Here is a 12573-nt window from a genome sequence, read left to right as displayed (position 1 = left end):
TTTTCACAAAATCACGTACAAGCTCCTCAATCTGTTTAGAAAATACATTTTCTGTTATACTATTAGACATAGGGTAAGGCACATCCTTTCTAGTTAATGTCAGAGTTAATTAGAGGTTGTACCTTACTTTTATTTTTTATACATTTTCTTACACAGACTATTGTACGTCATCTCGATAGAGAGCGTGGGAGTGTAGATAGGGAAGCCTGAAATGTCAATAGAGGGCGTGAGAATATAAATAAGAAAGCTGAAATAGTCGGAAGAATGGCTGGGTTTAGTAGAAATATGGGATTTTGAACTTTTCTATGAAGTAACAGCCAGATATTTCTCATATAGAGTCGGGTCTTATCATGTTAAAATAAGTAATAGATTAAGAGAAGGAGCTGAGGGTCTTGAAGATATTCCATACGGCTGATTGGCATTTAGGGAAGCTTGTGCAAGGTGTGTATATGACGGAAGATCAGGAGTTTGTGCTGAGGCAGTTTGTTGATGCAGTACGAGAGGAAAAACCCGATGTCGTTATTATTGCAGGGGATTTATATGACCGAGCTGTTCCACCGACTGACGCAGTGAATCTTCTAGATAATATTTTTAAAGAACTCGTGGTAGATATCGAAGTCCCGGTTCTAGCTATTGCTGGAAACCACGATAGTCCTGGTCGATTGAATTTCGGATCTAAAATCATGCGTGATAACGGCCTACATATCGTTGGACAACTTTCACCTGAACCTAATCCGGTTGTATTATCGGACAATCATGGCGACGTTCATTTTCATCTTGTACCTTATGTTGACCCAAGTGTCGTCCGCCATCTTTTTGACGATGAAAACGTACGCAGTCATGACGATGCAATGAAGCGGATTGTTCAGGAAATTGAAAAGCACATGGACCCAGATGTACGTCATGTGTTTGTTGGCCACCATTTTGTAACACCATTAGGAGAACCAGAAGAAAATACGAGTGACTCAGAGCGACCATTATCCATTGGTGGTGCTGAACATGTGAACGCCAAGCATTTTGAAAAATTCCATTATACCGCGCTTGGTCACTTGCACCAAGCACACCATGTTGGGAACGAAACGATTCGTTATGCGGGCTCGCCACTTAAATATTCGATTTCTGAAGAGAATCATAGAAAAGGTTATTTAGTGGTCGAACTTGAAGCTGACGGTACAACCACTATCGAGAAACGTGAACTCACACCGCGCCGTGATATGTGCACCATTGAAGCGACGATTGACGAGCTATTAACCCACAACATGAGTGAAGATTATGTTTTCGTACGTTTACTTGATGAAACCCCTGTGCTCTATCCTATGGAAAAAATTCGTTCTGTCTATCCGAACGCCATGCATGTCGAACGTAAACTCCTAATCAGTACTCAAGATGAAGGGAGCTCATCTCCGAAAGTCGAACGCCATAAAATGAGTGATTTAGATTTATTCAAAGCCTTTTATGGAGAAGTAAAAGGTGAAGAAGTAAGCGAAGAAACAGAAGATATTTTTAAAGAAGTACTGGATGAAGTTCTGAAACAAAAACGTGAAACGGTCACGAAGTAAGGGAGGGTTAGACGAATGAAGCCTATAAAATTAACCATGACAGCATTTGGACCGTATAAAGACCGTGAAGTCATTAATTTTAAAGAATTAGATGACAATCGCCTGTTTGTCATTTCGGGTAAAACCGGTGCAGGGAAAACGACGATTTTTGATGGCATCTGTTTTGCCTTATACGGGTCTGCGAGTGGTGAAGACCGAGAAAACTTTAAGATGCTGCGCAGTGACTTTGCGGACGATGAGGTTCACACAAGTGTGGAGCTTGTGTTTGAACTGAACGGCAAAACCTACCGAGTATTACGCCAGCTTGGGCACGTCAAAAAAGGGAACAAAACTGCAACAGGCGAAAAGTATGAATTCTATCAGATCACTAATCAAGGCGAAACACCGTGTGTCGACCGCCAAATGAAATCAGAGATTGATCAAAAAGTAGAAGAAATCGTCGGGTTAACCAAAGACCAGTTCTCTCAGATTGTCATGTTGCCACAAGGCGAATTCCGGAAGCTGTTAACTTCAAAAACAGAAAACAAAGAAGAGATTTTGCGCCGAATTTTCCAGACATACCCTTATCAAGAAATTACCGAACGTCTAAATGCCAAGCGTAAAGAAGTGGAGGATGAGTTTGCGCGAATTGCACAACAACGCGACAACTATGTAGCAGAAATTCGCTCAAAACTTCCAGAGCGGGAAGAGTCGAAACTTGTTCAAGTATTATCCCAGGAACACTTCAATATGAACCAGCTCGTTGAGGCGTTACAAGAAGAAACAAATTATTACCGCGAGCAGGTCGATTTAAAGCAAACCCAAAAAAGCCAAGCTCAAAAGCATACACAAACGATTCAAGACCAATACCAAACAGCGAAAGCACTAAACGAAAAATTTAAAGAACTAGCGCAAAACGAGCAGAAATTAACAGAGCTTCAAGCGCAAAAATCCGAGATTAATCACCAACAAATTTTATTGGAAAAAAGTGAGCGCGCCAGCCAAATTGAAGTGCAAGAATCCTACGTAAAGGACTTGCGCCAAGACCTTGAGCAAAAAAGACGAGCGAAGGCAGATGCAGAGCAGGCTCAAGTAACTGCGGGCGAGGCACAAAAACAAGCTGAGGCACAATACAAAACGGAAGAAAAACGTAAAACTGAACGTGAAGAAAAAGCTCAATTAGTTGAAAAACTTAGAGAATTACGACCAAAAGTAAATGAGTTAAGTGCACACCAAAAAGTTGTTGAACAAGCTGAATTAAGTATGAAAGAGCTGAGCAATCACTATCAATCAGTTGAGCAACAACATCAACACCAACAAAAAGAGCAACAGCAACTCGAACAACACATCCGAAAATCAACTGAAGAGGTTGACCTTTTACCTCAAAAGCAAAAAGAACTTGAGTCCCTAAGAGAAAAGGGACGTGAAGCTCAAAGCTACATTAAGTTGCTAGATGAGCTTCAAGGGATCAAAGCGACGTTAAAAACAGAAGAGGCGTCTTACAAAAAAGCTAAAGATACCTTTGAACAAAAAGAGCAAGCTTGGATTCATGGCCAGGCAGGTTTACTCGCAGAACACCTCGACGATGGAGAGCCTTGCCCTGTATGTGGCAGTATAGATCATCCACAAAAGGCTGAAGTGGCGATTCATACACCAACTAAAGAGGAACTGGATCAAGCAAAAGAAGAGTATGACAAGCAATATCAATCGTACACAACGGTTGTAGCTCAATTTAAAGCGAAGCAAGAACAAATCCAGGAAAAAGAACAAGTATTAAAGAACCACGAAATTGAACCTGAAACAGTCAAACAAACGTTTGATTGGATTGTTGAACAAGGTCAGGCACTAAGTCGTGAAGTTGAACGACTAACTCAATTATCTAAAGAGTTAAAAAGTCAGCGTGAGCAACTGGATAAATTAACAAAACAACTTAATAAGTCCGAGCAGCAAAAAGAACAAATCAAAAAACAGTTAGACCAGAAGAATTTAGAAGTGGAGCGTGCTAAGACAACTTATCAGAATGCGTTAGAATCGGTACCAGAAACATTGCGCGAGCCTGGCAACTTAGAAAAACAACTGAATGGAGCAATTGAAGCTAGAGAACGACTTGAGAAGGCTTGGGAGAGTGCACAGGCCGAACTAAACAAAGCAAGGGAAACAGCGGCAAAAGCTAGCACGCATGTTGAGAATGCTAGCCTTAACTTGAAAGAAGCACAAAATAAGCTGGACAAGGCTGAACACAACTTTAAAGAATCCTTATCAGAACATGGCTTCCAGAACGAAGACGAATATCGGAACGCTAAACGCACCGAAGAAGAACGCAAAGCAATGAAAGATAGAATTGAACAGTATAACCAACAACTAGCAACCGTCAATACTAGAATCAAAGATCTTCAAGAGCAGTTAACTGATCAAGAACGAGTTGATTTAGAATCATTTGAAGCTAAAGTGAAGGAAGCTCAGGAGCAATACGAGCAAGCTTTACAACAGTACAACCAAGCAGTCCAAATACAACATGACACAATGGATCTAAAGGCACGAATGATCGAGACAAGTGAACAAGTAGCAGAACAAGAGAAAGCTCTTAATAGAGTTCAAGATTTATATGATGTCGTTCGTGGACAGAACAATCGTAAAATCTCGTTTGAGAGATATTTACAAATAGAATACCTTGAACAAATTGTAGACGCTGCGAACGCGAGGTTAAAACGACTATCAAATGGTCAGTTCTACTTGAAACGTAGTGACCGCCAGGAAGCAAGAGGTCGACAAAGCGGGTTAGGCTTAGATGTCTATGATGTTTACACTGGGCAGGACCGTGACGTTAAAACCTTATCAGGCGGCGAGAAGTTTAACGCCTCACTTTGCTTGGCACTCGGAATGTCGGATGTCATCCAAAGCTTCCAAGGCGGCGTATCGATTGAAACGATGTTTATAGATGAAGGGTTTGGCTCACTAGATGACGAGTCATTAAATAAAGCCATTGATACGCTAATCGATCTGCAAAAATCGGGCCGAATGATCGGTCTAATCTCACACGTTCAGGAACTAAAAGCAGCCATACCAGCCGTGCTAGAAGTTAACAAATCACGAGATGGCTATAGCGAAACAAAATTTGTGCTGAAATAAAGAAAACGCCTCAACTAATGTTGGGGCGTTTTGCTATGTCTATATTATTTATTATCTAAAACTAGTGGTTTATTATCTAATTATTAGTTTTATTATCTAAAACTAGTGGTTTATTATCTAATTTTTAGTTTTATTATCTAAAACAAGCAGTTTATTATCTGTTTTTGAATTTTATTATCCAAAATGAGCCACTTATTATCTATTTTAAAATTTATTATCTAATACGAACAGGTGGCCATTAACATTAGTTTCATTTGAGATAAATCCCTCAAACAATTTATGGTAAAATCTAATTATCAGTCAATTTTAAAGGCGGGTCTCTAATGAGTTGGAACGTAATCAATAATGAGCATGATGCCAAGCATTTACTAGAATCATTTGACTATTTTCATGATAGTTGTCTAAAAGAGTTGTATATGTGGACTGGAAGCTATGTAAGTGAAGATCTTGGAATGACAGTTCCCACTGAGCTAGACACAAATATTCGAGTACTTTTTCAGGGGCAGGGCAAGCCGATATCTGCTGTTGAACTAGTATTTAAAGGAGTAACTCAATTACAATTAACCCCGACACCTAGAAACTATGATTCAATCATCTTAGATGCTGCCGTAAACTATCAACATAATCAAGTATGCTATGAAGACAGTCTAGGGAATATAATTAAATCTAATACATTAAAATGGCGTGATGTCAGCCGTTGGATGGGACCTACTCTTAGGTTGGGGGAATTAGATGAGTGATATAAGATATAAGTTCTGGACGGTTGTGATGATTCAAGATGGTGACCGCGTTTTATTACTAGATCGGCAGTATGATGATTTTAAAGGGTTTATCCCGCCTGGAGGGAGAGTTGACTTCCCTGAAAGTTTCGTAGATGGGGCTGTTCGAGAAGTGAAAGAGGAAACAGGTCTCACCGTACATAATCTTGTTTTTAAGGGAATATCAGAGTTTGTGAATCCTGTAGGAAAAGCACGTTATATTATGTTTAACTATTGGACAGATGATTTTAAAGGCGAATTGTTGGAAAATCCGCCTGAAGGTGAACTTCATTGGGTGAAAATTGATGAAGCTAAAGCTTTACCTATGCAAGAAGATATCAGAAATAGGTTCGATTTATTTTTTGAACAAGGAACATTTGAAATTCAAACACAATGGGAGAATGGTCCTAAAGAAGTTATTATCAAAAGAACATGAACAGGGGTGGATGATATGAGTCAGGATTATACGAATCAAATCCTAGAGTCGTACAATCAAAAAGCGGCTGAGCGAGATTCTAATAAAATCGAAGACTGGAAGATTGAAGAGCGTGAAGTTTTCCTAGATTACATAAAAAATGAAGGTGTTGGATCCATATTAGAGTTAGGCGCAGGACCTGGTAAAGATAGCCAGTTTTTTAACGAACAGGGCTTCGATACCCTTAGCACAGATTTATCCCCAGAGATGGTTAAATTGTGCCGCCAAAAAGGTCTTAAAGCTGAAGTGATGAATTTCTCTAACCTAGAAATTGAGGACAATACATTTGACTCAGTATGGGCGTTAAACTGTTTACTACACGTACCCAAGCATGATCTTAAAAATGTTTTGTTAGAAATTAAAAGAGTGATGAAACCAGGAGCCTTATTTTATATGGGTGTTTATGGTGGTCCGAACCATGAAGGGGTTTGGGAAGATGACTTTTATCGACCACAACGTTTCTTCTCTTTTTTTAAAGCAGAAGATCTAAAAGCTCTATTGTCTGAGTTGTTTGAAGTTGAATATTTTAATATCATTCCTAAAGAAGTTATTGGAAGAGAACTTGAGTTTCAATCTATAGTGTTAAGGAAAAGTTTAAAAGAATAATTTTTTATTACAATCTGACCTGTCGGTAGGGAATCCTGAATTGTCGATAGAGAGCAGAGAACTGTAAATAGGAAATCCTGAATTGTCGATAGAGAGCAGAGAACTGTAAATAGGGAATCCTGAATTGTCGATAGAGAGCAGGGAAATGTAGATAGGGAAGCCTGAATTGTCGATAGAGAGCAGAGAAATGTAGATAGGGAATCCTGAATTGTCGATAGAGAGTAGGAAAATGTAGATAGGGAAGTCTCAAAGACCTATTTCTGTGCTTTTTTATAAATGATCAATCAAATAAACCATGTGAAGAACATGATAATTCTCTTTTTTAGTTAATTCCAATTTAATTTCCTCGTCTTTAATATCTCCTGAACAATAGAATCAAACAAATGAAAAAAGTAGTTCAGCTTAAGTACAGAGCTCTTGTACTCTAAACTAAACTACTTAAATGAATGGTAGATGCCTACAAATTACACTGATTCTTTAGGTTGTTGGCTAATCATACTTAATACATATCCAATTAATCCACCAACAACCGCTGGAAGTAACCATCCTAATCCAACTGTGTACCATGGTAGTACAGCTTCAAAGAAGTAATGAATTCCATCTACAGGAACTTCTAATAAATATAGTTGCTCGATCATGCTGATGATCAATGTCATGAGAATACTTAATTGGTAGACTGCAGTGCGTCCTTTGAATAATGGGTGTAAGAACGTTAATACAAGTAAACAGATTGCCAAAGGATATAAGAAAGATAATACCGGAATTGAAAACTCGATAATTTTATTTAATCCAAAGTTGGCTAAAACCGTACTAACAACTGTAAATACAATAGCCCATTGTTTATAAGATACGGTTGGTACAATCTCATTAAAATAAGAAGCACAAGCTGTAATCAGTCCAATGCTCGTTGTAAGACAAGCAGCTATAACAATAAAGGCTAATAAGACTGAACCAAATGTACCGAAGTAATAATCAAATGAACTTGCCAGAATCGCTCCACCATTATCTAAATAACCAATACCTTCAACACTTGTAGCTCCTGAATAAGATAAGGATGAGTAAATAATTCCTAGTAATACAGCTGCAATAAGGGCAACTTTTAGTCCGTTGACCATTAACGCTTTCTTGCTTGTTGATCCACTTTCTTTTAGAAGATTAATGACGATAATTCCAAATACAAAAGCAGCTAACATGTCCATCGTTAAATAGCCTTCTTGAAATCCTTTGAAAAAGCTTCCGGTTAGAAAGCTATCATCAGGCGATTGGATCGAACCAATCGGATTAACAATTGCTGTAATCACCAAAACTGAAATTAAGACTAACAGTAGCGGAGACAACATTTTCCCAACAATGTCCACAAGCTTTTGAGACTGTAGTGAAAAGTATAGAGTGACAGCGAAAAATATAATCGAAAATACCAATAATGGAATGGTATCTGCTTGTCCACTTACAAAGGGATCGATTCCAATTTCATATGCAACAGTACTCGTTCTAGGTATCGCAAATAATGGTCCAATGGTTAAATAAAGAATACTTGCAAAAGCAATTCCATATACAGGGTGTACTCTGCTTGCTAGAGCTTGTAAATTATCTTTTCCAGAATAAGCTAATGCTAAAATTGCTAATACCGGTAACCCAACTCCGGTAATGATAAAACCGATATTGGCTAGTATTAAATTTTCTCCTGCCATTTGTCCGAGCATAGGAGGGAAGATTAAGTTTCCGGCTCCAAAAAATAAAGCGAATAACATAAAACCAATAGCTAAAATCGATGACGTTCTTGCTGACATATATAAAACCTCCGATGATTGAAATATCTGAAAATTTACTTATTAAAACACATAAAAAAAGTACCTAAAAGAATTTAACACAGCTAATTCAAAATTGCAAAAACATTTTTATAATATAATGATCACTAGCTTAGGACATATAAAAACTGCCCTTTACTTAAGGGCAGTCAATTGTATATATTTATTATAATATTATGAAAATTTATATTAAACGAAAGGGAAGGAGACACCTTCCAGCTTCCGTGGGGTTCATTAAGTTAGTAAGTATATGTTGTGAATTATTTTTGTTTCTTGTTGAATTTTTGTTCACGGATGTATTGATCACGTAAATCGTTAATACGTGTTGTAGTTGAGTAAATATCAAACATGTTTATCCCTCCTGTGGCTAATTTTTCCTTAAAGCCAAGAGTCATTATAGTACTCTTACAAAGGTATAGCAACTCATTTGTATCAGCCTTAAGACTGATTTTAATCATGTAATCGCTTTCGTTCACAATTTGTTCAGAAAGAGTATCGGGGGAGCCAATACCCTTTCTTTTAAGCTAATTTTCTAAGGTGTCTTCTATACCAATTTGTGCGAGATTTTTGACGTTTTACTTTTTTGATAGGTCGAAATTTTTTTTGTTGATCTAAACATTCATTTCTTATATCTTCAGCTCTAAGTAAATAAGCGTTATTAGCATCGTACATTTTATTTTCCTCCAGTGCTCTTTTCTTAATATTAGTTTACGTTGAATACGGATTTTTCTTAACGGTATAAGGGTTGATTTACGCTCATTCTGGAGACTGATTTTAGTATCAGACTTATGTGTAGAGAAAAAGTGACTAATTAAAGGAAATATATTACAATGAAAGTGAAGGTTGACGGGGAGAGGTGTGAGGATGTGTATTTTAGATCCTTAAGTGTGTTTATAGTTGCTTTAATCATTAGTTTAGTTACTTACACAAATTTGACACCTGAGATTCCAATCCACTGGTCTGGAGGAGAACATGGAAACTATGTACCAAAGGTCTTCGCTATATTATTTATGCCAGTATTTATGATAATCAATGTGTTAGTTTCTTTAATGGTTCTAAAGAAGAAAGAAACTTATCAAGAACGCCGTATGATTTTATCAGTAAATCACGTCGTATTATTAATTTTATTTATACTCCATTTATTGATTGTTTCTTGGGGACTTAAGATTCAATACATTATGCCTCATTACATTGGGGTTGTGGTGGGCGGTGTATTAATTATTCTTGCGATTAATATGCAGAAGACAAAGCCTAATATGATCTATGGATTAAGAACGCCCTGGACGTTAAAAGATGAACGGGTTTGGGAGAAATCAAATCACTTTGCAGGACAGTTCTTATTTGTTATGGCGTTAATGATCATCGGTTTATCTTTTGTTGTAGCTGACTTTATATCGCAAATCATTATGTATTTAATTCTATTGTCCGTATTAGTCTCGGTGTTTATGTCTTATTGGTATGACAGAAAACTTAATTCTTAAACAATAAAAGTGCAGAGTAGGGTTACTCTGCACTTTTTGTTAATAACTTAGAGGTTATGAACAGGTTATTCACATCATCCACAAGTTTTGGTGCGTTATACTGAACTTATCCACAAAAAATAAGAACGGCTGTTTGTAAAAATTGTATTTATCCTCACCAATTTCGATTATATCCCCAAAAAAATTAAGGTTTTCCCCAACTGTACACAGGTTTATCAACAATCTGTGTGTATGTTTCGGCTACCATTCATCTTCATTGTGAATAAGTCGATCAGTTTAGCTAATTGTAATCTTGTATTGTGGATTATCTTTATGTTTACGGTAAAATTGTATGACAGAAGGAACGACTTCCTTAAAGTCTGGACATTTGATCCCTGACTCTTCTAGATCATTTATTGTTTGAGTACAATCATGCTGGGCGATTAAATAAGAGTAATCTAATGATTCTTTTTCGATCTGGAGCCATTGCCGTATGATTCTGGACGAAAGCCCAAGTTTCGCTAATGGTAAAGGGACGGTCCACTTAGGGTTTTTCCCAATATACCCTTCTAGTAGCATGGCGTAAACCTCTTTCATCTTATAAGGATTTGGATCCGTTAAGTGATATGTTTTATTAATACCCACATTCGCGTGTGCTAAGTAAATGGTGGCTTCGAGTACATAATCAATAGGAACAAAATTACCAAGTCCATGACTTTTTCCGATATAAGGTATCGGAAACCTTTGAAGAGCCTCAAACATGTTTAACATAAAGTAGGGACCATCAAATTTTAATGTTTCTCCTGTTTTGGAGTGTCCACAAACCACACCTGGTCTGATAATTGTTGTTGGCACTTCTTCTTTTAAAGCTTTTACTAAAACTTCAGCTTCGAACTTAGTGTATTCGTAATGATTTTTAAACTCTTGTCCACAATCTAATTCCGTTTCTAGAATCTTACCAACACGTTTTCCAGACACATAAGCTGTGCTGAAATAAACGTAACGCTCGAGTTTATTTAGTGTTTTAACAAATTCATTCACGTTATGTGTCCCATTTACATTGACTCGAAAAGCAATATCTTTTGGGACAGCCAAATCATAAATCGCAGCAAGATGGAAAACATGTGTTATATGGTTTTGAAGATGCTCTAATATGTTTGGACCTATATCAAGATTTTCTCGTGTAATATCTCCGGGTATGATGTGAAACGGATCTTTTATCTGATTCTCTTCTATAATTTGTTTAATTTGTTCTTCAGCTTGTTGAACCATATCTGGAAGTACTAAAACATAAATAGCTTGAGGGTCTTGATCTTTAATAATTTGTTGAATTAGATTCTTTGCAATAAATCCAGGAAACCCAGTGAAAAAGTAATTAGCCATAAGCGTTACTCCTTTAAAAAGTATTCTTCTTCATATTCCTCAAAGTCTATTACCTCAATGGCATTAGACCAGTGTAATGCTGTGCTGACAAAGTCATTAATGTCTAATCCTTCCATGTCATATGTCTCTGAATCATTGACCGTGCCAATTGCATCTTCTAGAAATGTAACTTTATAGCCACGATCAAAAGCAGCAATGGCTGTGAACATACAACAAAACTCTGTATTAAATCCTGTGATCATAAGTTGATTAACTCCTAGATCTTTCAGTAAATCATCTAATGTTGTATTTAAAAATGAACTAGGTGTTTGCTTCTCAACTGTATAATCGGCGTGTTTTTCAAAAGGTGGATAAATTAGTGATTCCTCAGAATCATGATGGAAGGGATTCTCTGGGTTGGCGCTCACGTTTCTTATAAAAATAACTGGTAAATGCTTTGCTTTAAAATCATTAATAACTCTCTCGATTTGACTCAATCGTTGAGAAAAGTCCTTAAAATTCACAATGACATTTTGTACATCAATGACTAGTAGTGCTTGCATAAATAGAACCTCTTTTCTTTCTTATATAACACTTATTTCCATATAAATTAGATTATTCCTGCAAGATTTTGTGGAAATGAAATGAAGTTACAAGGATTTTAAAGGGTGTATCATGAAATATATATTAGTGAAAAATAAATATAGAATTCTTTTTAGGGAGAGACGTTATGAAAAATTCCGAACGATATATTATAGCGTTTAATCAGATCGATAAATTTTTAAGTAACGAGCTTGGTCAAAATGGACATTACGTTGGCTTCACACAGGCAGTTAATAAAGTTGCTAAAAATAATCGAATAGTGAATCGTTTTAAAGAGGATTTGCAAGAGTTTGCTGTCCTAAGAAATGCGATTGTCCATGAACGAACGGATCCAGAGTATGTTATTGCAGAGCCACACGATTCAACAGTTGAAAAAATAGAAAAAATCCTTAGTGAATTAACAGAGCCTAAAAAAGTGATTCCGACTTTTTCACAGGAAGTAAAGTCTTTCAAGGTGACGGATTCGCTTGCTGATGTTTTAAACATGATTAAGTACACGCATTACTCTCAGTTTCCTGTTTATGATGATGAGGAGTTCAAAGGATTACTAACAGCCAATGGAATTACCAATTGGTTAGCAGAAACAGTTGATGATGACCTCTTGTCACGTGAAGAAACGACATTAGAAGATATGCTAAGTTATGAAGAAGGTACAGAAAATTATAAGTTTGTTTCTAGAGATATATCTATTTATGAAGCGGAAGATATTTTTAAAGATCAAGTGAACAAGGAAGACCGAATTGATGCTGTTTTAATCACCCACCACGGTAAACCTGACGAATCATTATTAGGTATTATCTCAGCATGGGATATAATTGATATACCATAAAAATA

The 12573-nt window shown here is 36.8% G+C and carries 11 protein-coding genes; 7 read left to right on the top strand and 4 right to left on the bottom strand.

What is annotated here, in order from left to right; all coding sequences use genetic code 11:
* The first annotated feature begins 392 nt into the window (after nucleotides 1–392).
* The 5 genes from ACTWQB_RS03900 to ACTWQB_RS03880 all read left to right on the top strand — a co-directional run bounded on the left by ACTWQB_RS03900 (nucleotide 393) and on the right by ACTWQB_RS03880 (nucleotide 6506).
* Nucleotides 393–1559, top strand: a complete 1167-nt coding sequence (locus ACTWQB_RS03900; protein WP_443137870.1) for an exonuclease SbcCD subunit D — start codon at nucleotides 393–395, stop codon at nucleotides 1557–1559.
* A 15-nt stretch (nucleotides 1560–1574) separates the two neighbouring features.
* Nucleotides 1575–4667: an AAA family ATPase gene (locus tag ACTWQB_RS03895; RefSeq protein WP_443137869.1), complete on the top strand. Its 3093-nt coding sequence runs from the start codon at nucleotides 1575–1577 to the stop codon at nucleotides 4665–4667.
* A 323-nt stretch (nucleotides 4668–4990) separates the two neighbouring features.
* Nucleotides 4991–5407: a hypothetical protein gene (locus tag ACTWQB_RS03890; RefSeq protein WP_443137868.1), complete on the top strand. Its 417-nt coding sequence runs from the start codon at nucleotides 4991–4993 to the stop codon at nucleotides 5405–5407.
* The gene (locus ACTWQB_RS03885; RefSeq protein WP_443137867.1) at nucleotides 5400–5861 is read left to right on the top strand and encodes an 8-oxo-dGTP diphosphatase; all 462 of its coding nucleotides are present in this window, start codon (nucleotides 5400–5402) and stop codon (nucleotides 5859–5861) included. Before ACTWQB_RS03890 ends, ACTWQB_RS03885 begins: the two co-directional genes overlap by 8 nt.
* A gap of 15 nt (nucleotides 5862–5876) precedes the next feature.
* Nucleotides 5877–6506, top strand: coding sequence for a class I SAM-dependent methyltransferase (locus tag ACTWQB_RS03880; RefSeq protein ID WP_443137866.1), 630 nt, complete (start codon nucleotides 5877–5879; stop codon nucleotides 6504–6506).
* Nucleotides 6507–6970: 464 nt separating this feature from the next.
* On the opposite strand, the gene brnQ is transcribed toward ACTWQB_RS03880, so the two are convergent.
* Nucleotides 6971–8296 (bottom strand): branched-chain amino acid transport system II carrier protein, encoded by a 1326-nt coding sequence (gene brnQ, locus ACTWQB_RS03875; RefSeq protein ID WP_443137865.1) that lies wholly within the window; start codon nucleotides 8294–8296, stop codon nucleotides 6971–6973.
* A 537-nt stretch (nucleotides 8297–8833) separates the two neighbouring features.
* On the bottom strand, nucleotides 8834–8986 hold the full coding sequence (locus tag ACTWQB_RS03870) for a hypothetical protein (protein ID WP_443137864.1): 153 nt from the start codon (nucleotides 8984–8986) through the stop codon (nucleotides 8834–8836).
* A gap of 194 nt (nucleotides 8987–9180) precedes the next feature.
* Between ACTWQB_RS03870 and ACTWQB_RS03865 the strand changes: the two genes are divergently transcribed.
* Nucleotides 9181–9795, top strand: coding sequence for an SdpI family protein (locus ACTWQB_RS03865; RefSeq protein ID WP_443137863.1), 615 nt, complete (start codon nucleotides 9181–9183; stop codon nucleotides 9793–9795).
* Between the two features lie 276 nt (nucleotides 9796–10071).
* Here ACTWQB_RS03865 and ACTWQB_RS03860 read toward each other — a convergent pair whose 3' ends face one another.
* A complete protein-coding gene (locus tag ACTWQB_RS03860; RefSeq protein WP_443137862.1) occupies nucleotides 10072–11157 on the bottom strand; it encodes an SDR family oxidoreductase in 1086 nt (361 codons plus the stop codon).
* Between the two features lie 5 nt (nucleotides 11158–11162).
* On the bottom strand, nucleotides 11163–11699 hold the full coding sequence (locus ACTWQB_RS03855; protein ID WP_443137861.1) for a cysteine hydrolase family protein: 537 nt from the start codon (nucleotides 11697–11699) through the stop codon (nucleotides 11163–11165).
* Between the two features lie 167 nt (nucleotides 11700–11866).
* Here ACTWQB_RS03855 and ACTWQB_RS03850 point away from each other — a divergent pair, with 167 nt between their 5' ends.
* Nucleotides 11867–12568, top strand: coding sequence for a CBS domain-containing protein (locus ACTWQB_RS03850; RefSeq protein WP_443137860.1), 702 nt, complete (start codon nucleotides 11867–11869; stop codon nucleotides 12566–12568).
* Nucleotides 12569–12573: the final 5 nt, after the last annotated feature.

This window comes from Piscibacillus sp. B03 (assembly GCF_052246295.1).
Classification (GTDB): Bacteria; Bacillota; Bacilli; order Bacillales; family Alkalibacillaceae; genus Piscibacillus.
The sequence above is the reverse complement of the archived record's forward strand: the minus strand, read 5'-3'. Positions and strand labels throughout refer to the sequence as shown.